Annotated in this window: 12 protein-coding genes; 4 read left to right on the plus strand and 8 right to left on the minus strand. The window is 69.5% G+C overall.

What is annotated here, in order from left to right:
• Nucleotides 1-139: 139 nt before the first annotated feature.
• Nucleotides 140-451: a hypothetical protein gene (locus tag ABTZ17_RS13310; RefSeq protein ID WP_352195692.1), complete on the minus strand. Its 312-nt coding sequence runs from the start codon at nt 449-451 to the stop codon at nt 140-142.
• A 58-nt stretch (nt 452-509) separates the two neighbouring features.
• The gene (locus tag ABTZ17_RS13315; RefSeq protein WP_352195693.1) at nt 510-1,067 is read right to left on the minus strand and encodes a hypothetical protein; all 558 of its coding nucleotides are present in this window, start codon (nt 1,065-1,067) and stop codon (nt 510-512) included.
• A 1,433-nt stretch (nt 1,068-2,500) separates the two neighbouring features.
• Here ABTZ17_RS13315 and ABTZ17_RS13320 point away from each other — a divergent pair.
• Nucleotides 2,501-4,069 carry a hypothetical protein gene (locus ABTZ17_RS13320; protein ID WP_352195694.1) on the plus strand — a complete coding sequence of 523 codons (1,569 nt, stop codon included), beginning with the start codon at nt 2,501-2,503 and terminating at the stop codon, nt 4,067-4,069.
• Between the two features lie 152 nt (nt 4,070-4,221).
• Here the strand turns inward: ABTZ17_RS13320 and ABTZ17_RS13325 are convergent, their stop codons facing one another.
• Nucleotides 4,222-4,917, minus strand: coding sequence for a response regulator transcription factor (locus tag ABTZ17_RS13325; RefSeq protein ID WP_352195695.1), 696 nt, complete (start codon nt 4,915-4,917; stop codon nt 4,222-4,224).
• A complete protein-coding gene (locus ABTZ17_RS13330; protein ID WP_352195696.1) occupies nt 4,914-6,089 on the minus strand; it encodes a sensor histidine kinase in 1,176 nt (391 codons plus the stop codon). The genes ABTZ17_RS13325 and ABTZ17_RS13330 overlap by 4 nt, the downstream gene beginning before the upstream one ends.
• Nucleotides 6,090-6,348: 259 nt before the next feature.
• Between ABTZ17_RS13330 and ABTZ17_RS13335 the strand changes: the two genes are divergently transcribed.
• A complete protein-coding gene (locus ABTZ17_RS13335; RefSeq protein WP_352195697.1) occupies nt 6,349-7,575 on the plus strand; it encodes an alpha/beta hydrolase family protein in 1,227 nt (408 codons plus the stop codon).
• A gap of 315 nt (nt 7,576-7,890) precedes the next feature.
• On the opposite strand, the gene ABTZ17_RS13340 is transcribed toward ABTZ17_RS13335, so the two are convergent.
• From ABTZ17_RS13340 to ABTZ17_RS13350, 3 genes are all read right to left on the minus strand, one after another.
• A complete protein-coding gene (locus ABTZ17_RS13340) occupies nt 7,891-9,615 on the minus strand; it encodes an FG-GAP repeat domain-containing protein (protein WP_352195698.1) in 1,725 nt (574 codons plus the stop codon).
• Between the two features lie 71 nt (nt 9,616-9,686).
• Complete coding sequence (locus ABTZ17_RS13345) at nt 9,687-9,956, minus strand: hypothetical protein (RefSeq protein ID WP_352195699.1); 270 nt, start codon at nt 9,954-9,956, stop codon at nt 9,687-9,689.
• Between the two features lie 109 nt (nt 9,957-10,065).
• Complete coding sequence (locus ABTZ17_RS13350; protein WP_352195700.1) at nt 10,066-10,851, minus strand: SCO4651 family lipoprotein; 786 nt, start codon at nt 10,849-10,851, stop codon at nt 10,066-10,068.
• Nucleotides 10,852-12,118: 1,267 nt separating this feature from the next.
• Between ABTZ17_RS13350 and ABTZ17_RS13355 the strand changes: the two genes are divergently transcribed.
• On the plus strand, nt 12,119-16,501 hold the full coding sequence (locus ABTZ17_RS13355; RefSeq protein ID WP_352195701.1) for an HYD1 signature containing ADP-ribosyltransferase family protein: 4,383 nt from the start codon (nt 12,119-12,121) through the stop codon (nt 16,499-16,501).
• Between the two features lies 1 nt (nt 16,502).
• The gene (locus tag ABTZ17_RS13360; RefSeq protein ID WP_352195702.1) at nt 16,503-16,787 is read left to right on the plus strand and encodes a DUF6881 domain-containing protein; all 285 of its coding nucleotides are present in this window, start codon (nt 16,503-16,505) and stop codon (nt 16,785-16,787) included.
• A gap of 156 nt (nt 16,788-16,943) precedes the next feature.
• Here the strand turns inward: ABTZ17_RS13360 and ABTZ17_RS13365 are convergent, their stop codons facing one another.
• Nucleotides 16,944-17,483, minus strand: a complete 540-nt coding sequence (locus tag ABTZ17_RS13365) for a hypothetical protein (RefSeq protein ID WP_352195703.1) — start codon at nt 17,481-17,483, stop codon at nt 16,944-16,946.
• Nucleotides 17,484-17,760: the final 277 nt, after the last annotated feature.

Here is a 17,760-nt window from a genome sequence, read left to right on the forward strand (position 1 = left end):
TGCCCCGGAACCGTGGACCGGCCGTAGTGTTCCGACCCCGCATTCCCCCCGAGCCGTGCGACAGATCTCCCCACGTCGGTCAGGCCGCCACCGGACGCAAGAGGGCGGTCGGCCAAGAGCGCGTAGGGGGGGCGGTCGGTCACAGGTCGCCCCGGTCCGGCTCCAGGCGGGCAGTGATCGCGTCCAGAATGGTCTTGGCGGTCGTGTCGCTGACGACCAGCCAGTGACACCGTCCGCCATGCGGGGAGTTCGAGGTCTCCAGGGTCGGGTGGATCGGAGTGCGGGCGAGGATGACGTCCTCCTCGCCGTCGACGCTGACGAGCTCGTCGAGCCGGTCGTGAATGGCCGCGTGCGCGGCGCCGGAGGTGAGGCCGAGCTCCTCGACCCGGCCGAGCAGCTCGTAGCGATGGATCGTGCCGCCCTGCGCACGGGTGCTGATCCGGGTGGTCATGGCTCTCCTTGCTCCAGTGCGTACCGGCCTGCTGCCCGGCCCGATCGCCCGCAGCAGTTCATGCGTCACCGGGCGCCGTGCGGGCGCGGCGCCGCAGGAAGGCCGCGGTGGCGGCGAGGGCGAGGGCAGCCGTTGCCGCGACCGCTGCGACGGGCCCATGTCCGGAAAAGGATGTATCGGGTATGCCGGTGAGCCGGAGGCGAATGGGCGCGCGGTCGTTGTGGGGAACCGTGTCACCCGGAGCCATCACCACGGTGGCTTCCCCGGTGGCGCCGGGCACCGCGCGGTCGATCGCGAGGAGGAAGTACGTTTCGTTCCGCGTGAGGTCGCAGGTGAAAGTGGTCTCCCCGGGGTTGCCGCACGTGTACTCCTCGGAGGCGAAGTACTGCTTCCCGTCGTACTCGGCCACCCGGGTGCCCTCGGGCAGCCTGAGGGTGACCCGTTCCGGTCGGGGCCCGTACTCGGACACCCCTCCCAGGTAAGGTACGCGGGTCACCGCGGTTTCCCCCACCCCGCCGCCGAAAGTGACCCCGGCAAGAGGGAAGGCCGCCGCTTCCGAACCCGTCGCATCTGCCGCACCGGACATGCCGACGAACGCGAGCACCATGCCCGCCACCCCGCTCCGAACCCCACGCACTTCGGACTCCTTGTCCGTCCGTCGACAGGCATGACAACAACCAGGCGCCCCGGGTCGTGGCCGGCTCGCGCCCGAGCTTGAGCTGACCGATGCCTTGATCGCCACCCCTCGAACATCGCGCACAACGTACGCAGACATGCGTGTCGTGCACAACCATGGAATGACGGAAGCACAGGTCGAGACGCTGTCGCGCCTCCACGACGAGTACGCACCACTGCCGTTCCCCGCGGGGTTCACCACCCGTGATCCGGGCGGCCACGGCCTGGCCCTCGTGGACACACTGCTGTCCGGCTGTGTTCACTCGGCCATCAGGGGCCCCTTGGACGCCCGGCCCCGCAACGTACTCGCGGCTCGCATCCCGGTGAGGCATGCCTGCGTCGGACCACGAGCCACCTCCATCACGTCGGTCATCGGCGGAACGCCGACTGGCGCCGGACTTCCGTCGAACGTCCGGCCTTCGTCCCCTCCACGCCCGGTTCGCCGGGCGGTGGAACAGGAACACTCCATGAAGCACACCAGCCGACGCTCGGTCCTGACCACGGTGGCCGCCGCCGCGGCCACCAAGGACACGTTCGACTCGAACACCTTGCTCTACAGCAGCGGCCAGTACCAGGAGGGCCGCGACTGGATGAGGCACTTCCGCTCGACCCCGGATGCCGGGCTCTTCGACAATCTCAGCAGCTCAAGCGCTCCCGTCGTCAGCACCGCCGTCATCGCCCCGCACGGCGGGGCCATCGAGCCCGCGCGGTCTGCGCTAACAACACGTTCGCCGTCTCCCTGCACGGGTTCCGCCCCCAAACCGGCCCCGCCAAGCAGATCCTCATCGGTGGTCGCGACCGACGCGACGGAGCCGGCAAGGGCACGGCTCACCAGGCTCACTTCTGGAACGGGTCCATCGGCGAAACGCGGCGCGCAGCACGCCTCCTTGGGGCCCGAGTCGCATGACAACGAAGCCGGATCAGCTGCCGTCGAAGGCGGACCGTGTGAGCCCCACGTCCTATCTCTTGCGCGCCCTGCTCACCAGGAGGGCCACTCCCACGATCACGATCAAACCGATGGCGATGATCCAGAAGGACGGCGAGCCCTGCCCCGCTCCTTTGGCCAACTGCTGCACGTACGACACGTCGCTTTCCGCCCCACTCCCACGCAACCAACTGCGGCTCGTCATTCAGCTGTGCTGCACACGCGTACCCCGTAAACCCATGGGAAATCGATGGCAGGCGATCAGATTCACCGACGGAGGGACAATCCCCAGGTCGCCGGTACGCGTTCGAGATCCAGGGCGCCTCGGTCGAAGGCCGGACTCCGGCCCCGTCCGTTCGCCGCCCTCTCGGCCGGAAGACCCGGTTTCGAAGCGGCTCTCCCTGTGCGAGCCTGGATGGTCATGACACACGCGGGGGGCGAGGTGGGGCATGGGTTGGGGGATCGTCGCGTGGATCGCTTTGATGTTCATGGTGCACGACAGCAATGAAGGCCTTTCGACCCTGATCTTCTACGCCGGCGCGATCGGGTTTCCGGTCGCGTACTGGCAAAGGAAGGCGCCTGAGCGGGAGGAAAGATCGCGGGCGGAGGCGCAACAGGAAATGCACCGCCGGCGCATTGAGATCGCGACCGAGGTGGCCCATTGGCAGGAAGAGGGCCGGGCCCGTCTGCCGCGGGGGGACGAGAACCCCTACCTGCCCGGTCCCGCCGGGAGCGCCGGCGCCGACGGCCGTTCCGTACAGGTTGCTCTCCGGCCGGTGACGCTGCGAAACGGCCGTACGGTGGACCTGCCGGACGCGGAACAGGGTCGGCAGTTGCTGGCCGGGACGGTCACTGACCTGATCCTTGCAGTGGCCGAAGAGGCGCGGCGACTCAGCCGGGAACTGGACACGCTGCCGGGTGGCGGATGCAAACGGGCCCGTTTCCGGCGGCGCGGCGGAGAACTGGACTGGGAGCGGATCGAGTTCGGGTCACGGCTGACGAGCGCGGCGGTGGACCTGGTCGACGGCGCTCTGGCCTGGTCGACCGCCCGGCAGGCGCTCCTGGAGGTGCTGCACCCGGCGGTGGGTGAGCTCGGACCGGTCACGACGGCGGCACGGAAGGCCACCGACGCGGTGGACCACTCCCTCGCCTTCGAAGGGCCGCAGCAGCGTCCGGTGCTCCCGGAGGGAGAATGGCCCGCCCTGCTGACAGCCCTCCGGGACAGCTTGCGCCAAGCCGCCGGCGGCCTTGAATCGCGCACGCCATTCGAACCGGTCCGGCTGCTCCACCCGCCCCAGGACGCCAGGTTCGTGGCGCACGCCGCCCCCTCCGCGATCGACGAGCGGCTGAACGACTTCCTGGTGGACCGCACCCAGCGGTTCACCAGGCTTGCCGGAGGCAAGGCCACGTTGAAGCCGTCCGACTGGGACCTCGGCGGCCAACTCCTCGACGGCTTCCTGACCACCGAGGTCACCGGCCGCTTTCGCCGGATGACCAAGGGCACCGAGGCCATAGCCGCCTGGCAACCGGACGCGATCACCGCCGAGGTCCGCCGACGACTGAACCTCGGCCACCTGGCCATCGCACTGAACTACCTGACGGAGGTTTCGTTCCAGATGCAGGAGTACACCAACCGATCCGGCATGGGCGAACCACGTCAACCGGTCACCATTCACGGCAACGTCGGCGCGGTGAACATCGCCGAAACCATCCAGATCATCGGCTCGAACGTCGCAGCGATCATGGAGCGTGGCGACGAGCGCTCGGCGGCCGCGCTCGACGCCCTCAACGCGGCGATCCAGCAGGAACAGGCGCTCTCCGACCAGCAGCGGGCGGAGCTGCTGGACAACCTCGCTGACGTCTCCGAAGCCGCCGCCAACCCGACCGAGCGCCGGCTGGTCACCAGAGCCCGGCTTGCGCTCACCGCGATCGCCCATGCGGGCGCGGCGATCGGCGCCACCTCGCCGATCGCCCAGGCGATCACCGACTGGCAACACGTGTACGCCGGCCTCTTCTGAACGAGTGCCCGAGAGGCTCCTTCATCATCCTCCGCCCATGCCCGGAACGGAGACGACACCTCCGGCCCCAACGGGTGGAGCCACGGCGGCAGGATCACCGAAGCCCCCCGACCCCGTGGCCGGGGCCCGCCGGACGGCGTCGACCGAGCCGCTCAACCCCGCTCGACACCCGGCCGCTCCTCTCCAGGTCCGACGAGCCCGCACTCGTACGCGAGGATCACCGCCTGTACTCGGTCCCTCAGATCCAGCTTGGCCAGGACGCGGCCGAGGTGCTTCTTGACCGTGGGTTCGGCGAGATCGAGGGCGGCGGCGAGTTCGGTGTTGGTCAGGCCGCGGGCGGCCCCCAGCAGCACCTCCCGCTCGCGCGAGGTCAGCATGCTCAGTCGCTCCGTGTCCGCGCCGCCGTCGGCCCCGGTGACGGGGAGTCGGTGCGCGAAGCGGTCGAGCAGCCGCCGGGTCACCCGGGGGGAGACCACGGCATCGCCCCGGGCCACGTCACGGATGGCCGCCAGCAGTTCCTCCGGCCGGCTGTTCTTCAGCAGGAAGCCGGATGCCCCGGCCCGCAACGCGGCGAAGGCGTACCCGTCCAGATCGAAGGTGGTGAGCACCAGCACCCGCGTCCCGGGGACCTCGCGCAGCAACCGCCGGGTCGCCTCGATGCCGTCGGTGCCGGGCATCCGCACGTCCATCAGCACCACGTCCGGCCGCACCGCCCGCGCCAGCTCCACCGCAGCTGCCCCGTCGGCCGCCTCTCCGACCGGCTCCATGTCCGGCTCCGCGTGCAGGATCATGCCGAACGCCAGCCGCAGCAGTTCCTCGTCGTCCACCAGCAGCACGCGGACGCTCACGACGTGCCCCCGAGACGGAGCCGTACGAAGACCCGCCAGCCGCCGCCCGGCCGCGGGCCCGCCTCCAGGACGCCGCCGAAAGCCGCGGCGCGCTCCCGCATCCCCACGAGACCCCGCCCGGCCCCGGCGCCTCCTGGCCGCCCGTCCCCTTCGGCCCGCCCGTCGTCGGTCACCTCGACCGTGACCGCCCCCGGCCCACAGGACACCCGCACCTCGGCGTGCGCTCCCGCCGGCGCGTGACGCAGAACGTTGGTCAGCGACTCCTGGACGAGCCGGTGCACCGTCAGCTGCGCCGCGGCCGGCACCCCGGCCGTCTCGCCGTCCACGCGCAGTCGGGTGACCAGGCCCGCCGCCTCGGTCCGGTCGCACAGCGCCCCGAGCTGCTCGATCCCCGGAGGCGATCGCCGGTCGTCCCTGGGGATCGAGTCGGTACCGGCGTCGTGGATCAAGTCCAGTGCGCGCCGCATGTCGGTCAGCGCCTGCCGCCCGGTCTCCGCGATCCGGGCCGTCACAGCCGAGGGGTCGGCCGGCCGCGCGTGCCCGAGCGCGTCCGCCAACGCCACGACCACCGACAAGCCGTGCGTGACACTGTCATGCAACTCCCGCGCGATCCGGGCGCGTTCCTCCGCGACCGCCCGCTGCTCCTGCTCATCGCGGTCCCGTTGCAGCCGAGCCAGCCGGTCCGCCCGTGCGGCCCGCCGGAATCGGGTGTTCGCCCCGACCAGGGCACTCGCGGCCACCGCCGCCGTCATCGTGGCGGCCGAAGCGAGGAACCTGCCCTCAGGCGCCCAACGCGCCGCCGCCAGCACCGCCCCGATCACCGCCACCAGAACCGCCGCCCACGCCGACCGGTACGACGCCCGCGCGGCCACCGTCCCGAGGGCGACCAACAACGCCACGTCGGCCGGCAGCTGAACCCCCGACAACCACTGCACGAGCCCTACGACGGCGATCACCGCGAACACCGCCCGCGGCGCCCGCCTCCGCCACACCAACGGCAGGACCAGAGCACACTGCAGCGCCAAACCCGTACCACCGTCCACCCGCCCCGGCCCGAGCGTCACCAGGAACAGGACCGCGGCGAGCCCGATGTCCACCACCAGGGGCGGTACCCGCCACAACGCCGTCACCGGGCCCGACGGGCCCGCTCGTACCTCGCCGGTCTCGCCCATCGTGTCCGTCCTCGCGTCCGCGTCGCCTGGCCCCCTCGCCGAAGCCCCACGGTAGAGCCCCCGACCCGCACGGGTATCCGCCCACGGGCGGAGACCGGGGGAGACCCCGGAACACCAGGAGCTCATCCGCACGAAGGAGCAAGCGCGCCCCGGGGCTACCCGCACCCACTCACGAGATCGTCCCCCGGCAGGGCGTCCCGCCGCCTCCGCGGCGCGATCCTGGTGGCCACCCGGAAACCCACCCCAGGAGCACGCATCCATGCCCACCACCCGCCGCGCCCTGCTCGGCACACTCGGGGCGGCCGCGCTCGCCGGCGTGGCCGCCGCCCCGACACCGAGCAGCCGCCACGCCCCCGGCACCCCCGTCCCCCTGCGCCTACCCGCGCCAACCGGGCCCTGGCCCGTCGGCACCGTGCCACTGCACCTGGTCGACACCGGCCGCCCCGACCCCCTACGACCCGCCAAGCCCTATCGGGAGATCATGGCCGGCCTGTGGTATCCGGCCGAACCCGCACCACGGAACCCGACGGCTCCCTGGTTGCCCCCGGCCGCAGCGGCCGACTGGGACGCACACTCCGCACCGTCCCTCGGCGTCCCCACCGGCGCAGCCGATTGGCAGGGGATCAGGACCCACGCCCGCACCGGCGCACCCGTCGCCCGCCGCGCCGGCCGGCTGCCCGTAGTGCTGTTCTCCTCCGGCGACGGAGGATCACGCGCCCTCGGCACCACCCTGGTCGAAGACCTGGCGAGCCACGGCCACCTCGTCGTCGCCCTCGACTCCACCTACGAGACCGAACAGGTCGAATTCCCCGGCGGCCGCATCGAACGCGCCCTCCCGCTCCCCGACGACCTCACCCCGGAGGTCATCGCCGCCCTCCTCACCACACACTCCCGGGCCCGCCTCGCCGACGCCCGCTTCGTCCTCCGAACCCTCGACCGACTGACCCGCGGCGAGCGCCCCGATACCGGAACCGGCCCGCTCCCGGACGGCCTCGCCGAAGCCGCCGACGCGGGCAGGGTCGGCGTACTCGGACAGTCCCTCGGCGGCTCCGTCGCCGCCCAACTCGCCCACGACGAACCCCGCGTGAGCGCGGCGGCCGACCTCGACGGAGCCCTCCTCGACCCCGTCGCCCACAGCGGCCTCACCAAACCCTTCCTGCTCATGACCTCCGGTACGAAGACCCTGCACAACGAACCGAGCTGGGCCTCCTGCTGGGCAGCGTCCACCGGCCCCCGCCACGCCCTCCGCCTCCGGAACTCCGCCCACGGCTCCTACACCGACCTGCAGACCCTCCTGCCCCAACTCCTCCGCCACCTCCCGATCCCCGACCCGACCGGACTCATCGGCACCATCGACCCCCGACGTTCCCTGGCCACCCAGCGCACCGCCGTCGTCGCCTTCTTCACGCGGTACCTGAGGGGACGCCCCACCCACTTCTTCGACCGGCCAGGTGACAGGTGGCCGGAGCTGGAGGTCCTGCACTGAACCGGCCCGCTCGGCACTCCTCGCGGCCTGAGGCCGGCTGACCGACTCGAGTTGGACGAGGGTGGGGCGCGGGGTCTCCCGGGGCCGTGGTCGGCGCGGTTACCGGCACCCTGGCCCAGCCCGCAGGTATGCGTCCGCAGTTGTCGCGCAACTCCACCCGCCGGTCGAAGGGCCCGGCATCTCGACGGACCGGACCCTGCTCTGGCGGGCGCACGCCGTGTTCGGTGCAACCCTGGGTGGGTCGCACCGAACGGTGAGCGTGATTCGGTCTGTGGGATGCAGAGGGCAGGTGCGTTCACACCTGGTGCGGTGTGCTCAGAGGAGGGAGTCGTAAGTGTTCCAGCCAGCGCCGATCCTGGTCGCGGCGGTGAACGGCGAGGTCGCCTTTCCGGTGCCCTTGTACAGCCAGAGCACACCCGCGGAGTTCCGCGCGACGGCGTCGGCCTTGCCGTCGTTGGTGAGGTCACCGACGACGGTCAGCCGGTCGTAGGCGTTCCATCTCGCGCCGACCTTCACCCGGGGGAGGAAGGGCGCCGTGGCCTTTCCGGATCCAGGGTGGAGCCAGAGGGTGCCGCTCTTGTCCCGGGCGAGGAGGTCGGCCTTCCTGTCGCCGGTCAGGTCCGCGCCGCCGGCGAGGGCGGTGTAGGTGCTCCACCCGGCCCCGACCCTGACGCGAGTCCCGAAGGAAGCGGCCGCCTTCGTGCTGCGAGGGTAGAGCCAGAGGACACCGCCCTTGTCACGGGCCAACAGCTCGGACCTGCGGTCGCCGGTGAGGTCTCCGGTGCCGACAAGGGCGTCGTAGATGTTCCACCCCGCCCCGATCCTGGCGCGGGGGGCGAAGGGCGTGCTCGCACCGGCCTTCCGCGGGTGGAGCCACAGGACACCGGCGCTGTCCCTGGCGACGAGGTCGCCGCGACCGGGCAGCAATCGTCCGCTGCCGGAGTCGAGGTCTTCCGCCACGGGCTCCAGCTTGGCCGCGGCGGTCATGGTCTGCAGGCTGCTGCCGATGGTGAGCGCGGGCTTGAAGGGCTTGTCGCCGTAGCCGGTGCCCTCGTACAGGAACAGGCTCCCTTTGGAGTCACGGGCGAGGAGCCGGTGGCGGTCGAATCGGGGTCCGGATCCCACGGTGAAACCCGCGTGCGACACGACGTCCCGGGACGCCTCTCCTCCCGTGTAGATCTTGTACGCGGTGTGGGCCTCCACCTGCCAGGTCGGGAGACCCGCCGGTACGGTGAGGGTGTAGGAGATGTGGTGGGTTCCGGGTGTGGCGGTGCAGAGGACGTTGTACGTCCGTGCGTTGAAGGACGGCGAGTTCAGCTCACACTGTGCGCCGCCTTCGGCTTTGAGGTTCTTGATCCGGATGTCCGCCGACGGCCAGACGGGCTGACCGTCTGCCACGCGGAACCGGAGCAGCAAGCGGCCTTCGTCGTTCGCTGTGAGGGTCAGCTTCTGGGTCACGGAACGCCCTGCGGCCCCGTTCGGCACGGTGTACGCGACGGAGTTCAGGGCGGCGTGCGCGGCTGTCTTGACCGTGAGCTTGGCCGCCCCGCGGGTGGCCGACGGCGCAAGGGTGGAGGCGCTCAGGGCATCCTCGACACCGCCGGCGATGTTCCCGCCCTGTGGCACGTACGCGTAACCGAAGTGGACGGTGGACAGGTCCGGGGCGTCCTCGTCGATCAGCCAGTGGGGTGCGGGGGAGACGTTTTCTCCCCGGATCGCGCACGTGAAGACCGTCGTCGCCCCGGCGACCCGCTCACAGCGTTCGGCGTACGGGCTCAGCAGAGCGGATACGCCTTCCTGCCCCTTCCGTGAGCCGTCGAGGGGCCGGGTCGAGAAGGCGTAGACGAGGGTGCCCTTCAGGGTGCCGGATTCGAGCACGGGCCCGGAAAGCCACGGTGCGCCGGGGTAGAGCACGGAGTCACTGGCGGAGAGACGGACCCCCTCCTCGGCGAAGGCGGGCGAGCCGCCGGCGAGCAGGCCGGCCACGACGGCGGCCGCGATTCCCGTCGCCGCGGCGCGTCGAGGTGTGGACGTGAGCAAGTTGCCCTCCTGGAGGTGGCCTCCGGCAGAGCGCCGGAGGCCACCGTCGTTCTCGGTACGGGTGGTGCGGATCAGAAGATGGCGGTGATGGCGGTGCTCCAGGCCCCGGTGCCCACCAACTGCGGCGGGCGGTGGGTGGTGGCGGCGCCGGGGTAGAAGAGCAGGCATCCCGTGGGGCACTTGCGCGACGCCGGCTGTCCGGTCCCGTCGACGTAGTCGATGGTGAGGTCCGGGTCGGCAGGCGTGGTGGCCCACAGATCGCCCGCTTCGTCACCCTGCTTCGGCTGGAACTGGCGGTAGGTCCTCGTGTGGCCCTCGTCCTGGAAGGACTTGGTGACCACGGTGCCCTGAACGTTGCCCGTGGAGGTGATCCGGGGGCGGAACGCCTCCGTCCAGGCCGTTCCGTAGGCGTTCGAGGCGGGGGCACCCAGGGAGTAGACGCCGGAAGCCTCAGCCGCGGTACTCCTTCGTGCTGACGGTTTCGGCGGCCGGGGGTACGAGGATCGGTGCCACGTTGCCGAAGGCCTTGAAGAGCATGGTCTCGCTGTCGGGGCCCACGGTCTGGAGGATCTTGACGGGGGTGCCTGCGTCGCCGATCCATACGTCGACGATGCGTTTGGTGACCTGTGCCAGAGCCGGGTCACCTGCCGGGCCGGGGATGTGGTCCAGGTGACCGCGGTAGTGCGTGGTCGCCTTGCCCGCGACGGTTTCCTTCCTTACGACGCTCACGTCCTTGAGTTCCGTGAGCTCGCGCAGGGTGTCCCTGATGTCGAAGCTGCCCGCGGAGTTGTGCGGGCTCTTCTCCTGGTCCTCCTTGAACCAGGTCTTCCCGGGGTGTCCGGGGATCGGCTTGTCCACCTGGTAGTACAGGATCTCCTCGACTCGGCGGTAGGGGAGCCGGCCGTCGGAGTCGATGACGTGGATCCCCTTGCCGAAGCTCGCCGTGCCGTCGATGGTGCCGGACTGCTCCGCGGGGCCGTGGCCCTCCCAGACGACCGCCTGGGCCGGATCCGAAAGTGTCCGGCCGCCGTGGACGGAGGTGCTCGCCAGCTCGGCGGATCCGCTGGTGAGTGCCGTCGAGGAGGCCCGGTCCAGGGCCGTCCGGGCTGCGGCCGACGGATCGGCCGGCTTCGTCGCCTTCACCGGCCCGACGTTTGCCTCGGGCTCACCCGAGCCGCTGCAGCCGGTCAGCCCGACGACCACCGCCGCCGTGGCGAAAACGGCAATTTTCTTCATACGTCCCCACCCCTGTCGTTCACATGTTCGCCGCACCCTACATCCGTGCAGGTCGGACCTTCCTCGCCCCCCTGTGACCGGCCTCGGACTACGAACCGGGCCGCCATGGTGGCGGCCCGGATTCGGGCATCGAAGCCGAGCATCCGAACGCTCGTGAGCCTCACGATGATCACGTCGGCGCCGGAACGGCCCAGTGGTCAGGAGAGGTCTCGATCTCCGGACGCGGCCGGTCAGCCGCACGCGCGCGGTCGGACCGTGGCGCTGCGCCCGGGATCGGTCCCTGGGTGAGCGAGTACTCGGTGTCCGCCACCCCTGGGGCACCTGCGTGAGGGGTGCGTGGTGCAGTACGTCGTGGCGTGGCGCGACGTCCTTGACGAGGTGTCGGTGCGGCCCGAGGCCGTTGCGGAACGCGGCCGACCGGGGCGGGGTGAAGCGGCGGTCGGCTCGGATCCGGCGGCTCGGGCCGGATGTGACGGGCGTCCGTTGGCTGATATTTGTGTTGCCGCCGTGAGATTCCTCCTGTCGAGTCCCGTCCCTGGGTGGCAGGTGTCGACTGTGTTCAGCCATTTCGTGAGAGGTGCCGGGGTGGTGGCCGGGGAGCTCGCATCCGTCACGAAACCGGTCGAGGCGCCCGCATGTGCTGCCGGCCACGGGACCGCTACCCGGTCCGGCGGCTTTTGGTCCCACTGTCGTCCGGTGCTGACCTGATCCGTTCCGTCAGCAGCCCCCGCGGGCATGAGGTGTCCGCCCGTAGAGCATGTGAGTGAGACGCACCTAATGGCACTTTTCTAAGGAAAGCGAAAATTCCATACTTCGGTTACGTGTGCGCGCATTGCCCCTCGCTCTCAAAATGTGACAAGTTCCGCAATTTTGCCAGGACTTGTTTTGTCGTTAACTGGTCTTTACCTTTGCTTTAGCGATAGATATCGTTACTTCTTCCAGGGGCCGTAGTGCCCCTTTTTTCGGGGATGAGACCAGTGTTGTTGAAACGATGGCGGCTGCGGCATGCGCTGTTGCCGGGGCTCGGTGTGGCCCTCATGGGTGGTGTTCTGCCTGTTCAGGTGGCCGGGGCCGAGGCGAGCGTCGCCGCGTCGGCCGGTGTGACGAGGGAGCAGCGTGCTCTGGAGTCGGCCGCCGAGACCGGTGAGCCGGTCGAACTCGTCCATGAGCGGACGGAGTTCACTTCCACATACGCGAATCCTGACGGGAAGACTTTCCGCCTGGACCAGTCCGTCGTCCCCGTACGGGTGAGGGGCGAGGCCGGTGCGTGGGTCGAGCCCGACGCGCAAGCCAGCAGAAGTCGTACGCCGACACCAAGGCCTACTACATCCGCACCAACAGAGTCTCCAAGCGGATCTACCTGCCCGCCTCCAACACCTGGCGCCGCACCCAGACCGACACGAAGTTCGACGACACCTACGGTGACGCCGTACAAGTCGCCGACTCCGGCGACACCGCGGTCACGGGCGACGAAACGTGCACCCGCACCTGGTACGCACGCAACGCCACCACCGGCCTCACGAACCTCGCTTCCCGCGTCCGGACGGTCGCCTCGGCCTGCACCGACGCCGACGGAGCCGCGATCACCGAGGACAAGCTGAACCTCCCGGCCTCCTCCTCGACCCGCGGCGACGTCATCAGCGACACCGCGACCGTCTACGACGACAGCACCGTCACCGGCTGGAAGCCCAACCAGAAGCCGACCCTCGGCCTGGGCACCTGGACCGGCCGCGCCAAGGCGTACCCGGCAACGGTCGTCGACAAGGAACGCCACCCGGCAGAGAACGGCGGCTGGCAGACCCTCACCACCATCGGCTACGACACCGCCACCGCCAAGCTCGGCCGCCCGATCTCCGCCACCGACGCCGACGGCAACACCACCACCACCGCCTACACGCCCGCCACCGGCGGCCCCCTGACCGTCACCGTCGTCACTTCCCCGAAGATCGGCACCGACGGACAACAACACAAGACCTACACCTACACCGACCTGCGCGGCGCGACCACCACGACGTTCGACGCCAACCTCAAGCAGCGCGCCAACACCTACGACGGCCTCGGGCGGATCACCGCCACCTGGCTGCCCAACCGCAGCAAGGATGCCGGCGACACACCCAACGCCACCTACGCCTACTCGGTGAGCAAGACCACCGAGCCGTGGACCTCCGTGTCCACCCTGAAGGCCGACAGCACCTACCGCACGGCGTACTCCATCGCGGACGCCCTGATGCGCCCCCTCCAGACCCAGACGGAGTCACCCACCGGCGGCAGGATCCTGACCGACACCCGCTACGACTCCCGCGGCCTGGTCTACGCCACGTACGCGAACATCTGGGACAAGGACGCACCACCGCAGAGCGGATACAAGCGGGCCCTGTCCGGCGGCGCCCCGAACCAGACCAAGACGACCTTCGACGGCGCCGGCCGCCCCGTCACGGCCAGCCTGCTGGTCTACGGCGACGAGAAGTGGTCCACCACCACCAGCTACACCGGTGACTCGGTCGCCGTCACCGCCGTCGAAGGCGGCACCGCCTCCCGCACCATCATCGACGCCCTCGGGCGCACCACCGAGACCCGGACCTACGGCGGCACCACACCGAACGACACCCAGTTCGGCGGCACCGGCCTGGGCACCCCGTACACGAGCGTGACCCACAAGTACACGCGAGACGGCAAGCCCAGCCTCGTCACCGGCCCGGACAAGTCCCAGTGGTCCTACACCTACGACCTCTTCGGCCGCCAGATCACGGCCGACGACCCCGACAAGGGCCTCACCACCACCACCTACAACGTCCTCGACAAGGTCGACACCACCAAGGACGCCCGCAAGACCGTCCTCGCCTACTCCTACGACGAACTCGGCCGCAAGACCGGCCTGTGGAAGACCTCCCGGACCGACGCGAACAAGCTCGCCGCCTGGACCTACGACACCCTCCTCAAGGGCGCCCCCACCGCGTCGATCCGCTACGAAGGCGGCACCGCGGGCAAGGCGTACACCCAGCAGGTCACCGGCTACGACAGCCTCGGCCGCGCCATCAAGTCCCAGCTCACCCTCCCGGCCGACGACGCCCTCGTCACCTCGGGCGCCATCGCGGCCACCACCGAATCCCAGGTCGACTACCGACTGGACGGCACGGTCAGCACCACCACCGACGCCGCCGCGGGAGGCCTCCCCAAGGAAGTCCTCACCCACCACTACAACGCCGCCGGACTCCCCGACGCCCTCACCGGCACCACCGACTACGTCCAGAACGTCGCCTACTCACCCCTCGGACAGGTCATCCAGACCACCCTCGCGCGCTCCAGCGCCGCAGGCGTCCGCAAGACCTTCATCGGCAACACCTACGAAGAGGGAACCGGCCGACTCCTCCAGTCCACGGTCAACAACCAGACCCATACCGGGCGAGTACAGGACCTCTCCTACCGCTACGACCAGGCCGGCAACATCACGTCGATCTTCGACGCCGCGCCCCTGAGCGCCTTCACCCAGGCCGACAACCAGTGCTTCAGCTACGACGCCCAGCGCCGCCTGACCGAAGCCTGGACACCCAAGACCGCCGACTGCTCCGTCTCCGGCCGCACCACCGCCAACCTCGGCGGAGCCGCCCCCTACTGGACCGGCTACACCTACAACACGGCCGGCCAGCGCGCGACGGAAAAGACCAACACCGCAACCCCCAGCACCCGCACCTACTGCTACGACCCGGCCCGCCCCCACACCCTCGCCGCCACCACCACCGGCGCGAGCTGCACCGGGGTGGCCGCCCAGTACCAGTACGACGCGAGCGGCAACTCCACCCACCGGGTCGAAAAGCCCGGCAGCTCGACGGCCCAGACCCTGCTCTGGAACCCCGAAGGCAAGCTCGCCAAGCTCACCGAAGGCACCACGGCCACCGACTACGTCTACGACGCCGAAGGCCAACTCCTCATCCGCCGCAACGCAACCGGCGAAACGATCCTGTACACCGGGGGCACCGAGGTCCACCTCAAGGGCACCAAGAAGTGGGCCGTCCGCTACTACTCCCTGGCCGGCAGCCGAGTCGCCCTGCGCACCAACGAGTCCGGCACCTCCAAGCTCTCATTCCTGGCGGGCGACCACCACGGCACCTCCACCCTGACCATCGAAGGAGACGACACCCAGGCCCTCAGCAAGCGCTACACCACCCCCTTCGGCGCCTCCCGCGGCACCCCCGTCGGCAGCTGGCCCGATGACAAGCGCTTCCTCGGGAACCCCGAAGACACCACCACCGGCCTGACCCACATCGGCGCCCGCGAGTACGACCCCGGCACCGGCCAGTTCATCAACGTCGACCCCCTCCTCGAACTCGACCGCCACCAAACCCTCAACGGCTACAGCTACGCCCAGAACAACCCGATCTCCTTCAGCGACCCGACCGGCATGGGCCTCGACGACGGCACCGGCCACACGGAACGCACCACCGGGGGATCAGGCGAAGGCGACGGCACCACCCGTCGCGGCGGCCACCGGGCACTGACCCAGACCCAGTGGGTGGCGCGGAGCAATGAAGGGGCCATCGCCGCAGTCGTCATCACCCAGGCAGCCAGAAAGTACATCGATCCGCGCAGCCTCGCAGAGTGGAACAAGCGCTACTACGGCGAACTGAAGAAGCGCTTCGCGAAGCCCGACGCCGACGTATCGGCCTTCGACCGTATCGGAGACGCGTACAACACCTGCCACGAGATGGGGGACGCATGCTCCAGCCAGATGCGCTCCTACCTGAGCTATCTGACGTTCGCGCACAACTCGGACATGGGCGGTTCGGGCAAGAGTGGGGTCAAGCGGATTCCCACACGTTCCGTCAGCCCCCTCAAGAGAGGACTCGCATCCGCTCTCAAGGACACATGCGAAGACAACAGCTTCACGGGTGACACCCCAGTCCTCTTGGCCAACGGCCGGTCGAAGCCCATATCCCAGGTCAAGGTCGGAGACCTCGTCCTGGCCACCGACCCCAAGACCGGCAAGACAGTGGCCAAGAAGGTCACAGCCGAGATCGTGGGGCAAGGAAAGAAGGCCCTGACCCGTGTCACCCTTCAAGTAGGAAATAAGCTTCTCGCGGTCGTAGCAACAGACGGCCACCCCTTCTGGGTCCCCGAACTCGACGAATGGGTCGAAGCGAAGGACCTCAACCCGCGCCAGTACCTCCGCACCAGCGCAGGCACCCTGGTCCAGATCACAGCAATCGAACGCTGGACCCAAACGGCCCGAGTCTACAACCTCGCCGTCGCTGACCTTCACACGTACTATGTACTGGCGGGCGCCACGCCGATCCTGGTTCACAACTGCAATGACGACATTCCTGACGTCCTTCATCACTACACGAATGAAGCTGGACATGATGGAATATTGGCGAGCCAAGAGCTTCGCCCGTCCACTCAAGCGGCGAACCCAAATGACGCCAAGTTTGGCGATGGCCAGTATCTCACCGACATTCAGCCTGGAACGAAGAGGCCCGGGCAGCTATCCGCCGCCTTCTATCGAGTGCCCTGGCTCGGGCGAAAGGTCTCTCACTATGTTTCGATCGATGTGCGCGGGCTAGATGTGCGTAAGGGAAGAGAAGGGGTCTTCTATATACTAAATAGTGAGCCTCTTGATCTCGCTGGCCGCATCGTAGGGTCTGGAAGGAACTAGCGTGAGGTACGTCAAGGTGGCATGGAGCCATGATCTCGAAGATGAGCCGATACTCTATCTGAGCGAGCTCGGCGAAGACGGGTACGAGAATCGGAAGATTCAATTCTTCCGCGACGGCAAGGTCGAGTGGGCAGACGATTGGCATGAGACGGCAAGTGTCGGTCTTTCTGAAGTCGCTTTCCCGCTCGATCTTCGAGAAATCTCTGGCCAGCCGGAGTTTTCTGCTGCAGAGATAACTCCAGAGGAATTCGAGCTGGAGTGGGTAAAGGCTCGTTCGGTGAAATGAATAGCCGCGCTATGACGGGTGCTACGGGGCGGTCTTGTGGCCTCGTTGCGCAAATCCCACATCGCAGCTCTGGCTAGCGTGAGCAAATTAGAAGCCCCGCCAGGTGCGTTCTGGCGGGGCTTCTGCGTGGGGTGACGGCAGTAGTTGACGGCAACATCAGCGGACGAGAGTGGAGCAGGGTGGCGGTTCGTTGCGGTCGCTGTTGACCGTCTCGATGGCCTCCGAACTGCCGAGCGCGGTGCTGAGGGTGTCGATGGCGTCGCGTTGGAGGCGGAATCGGACGTGGGCGTAGACGGTGGCGGTGATGGGTGTGGATCGCGCGGTTGCCTCTGTGTTGGCGGTGGCGGGCCCGGCCGGGGTCACCCCGGCGGTGCCGGTGAACCCGTACGCGGCCCCCGCCCCCGCCCCGGCCCCGGCCCCGGTGGCGGCGGGCTCGGCCCCGGCCGCCGCCCCGGCCCACGCGGGGCCGGGAGGGGTGAGTGCGGATGCCCGTGCGTTGTGGGGGCCGTTGACGACCGGCCTGACGGTCCCGCACGACTTGGACCTGGCCGACCGGCCCACGGCTTTGGGGCGGTTGGGGGTGTCGGGTGCGGCGAACGGCTGGCTGGTGTCCCTGGTCCAGGAGACGCTGGGTTCCGAGCAGGAGACGGCCCTGCTGGTCGCGACGCGGGCCTGGCCGCTGCTCGCGGCCCGCATGGCCGACATCGCCCGCGGCCCCGGAGGGCGAGCAGGGCCTCCTCGACCTCCTCCGCACCGGCCTCGGGGACACCACCGCCTCCTGGCGGCAGGGCCCGCCGTCCGAGCTCGGGGGGCGGATGGTCGTGGCGACCCTGGGCGCCCTGACCGGCCCGCCCGGCACCCCTGGCTCCGACCGGCTCCGTGTCTCTGCGGCCGCGGCCCGCTCCCGCTCCACCACCACGTCGGCCGGGCCCGCGCCCGGTCGGGCGGCCCCGGTAGAGGCCGCGGTCCCCGC

It is taken from the genome of Streptomyces sp. NPDC097619 (assembly GCF_040302735.1).
Lineage (GTDB): Bacteria > Actinomycetota > Actinomycetes > Streptomycetales > Streptomycetaceae > Streptomyces.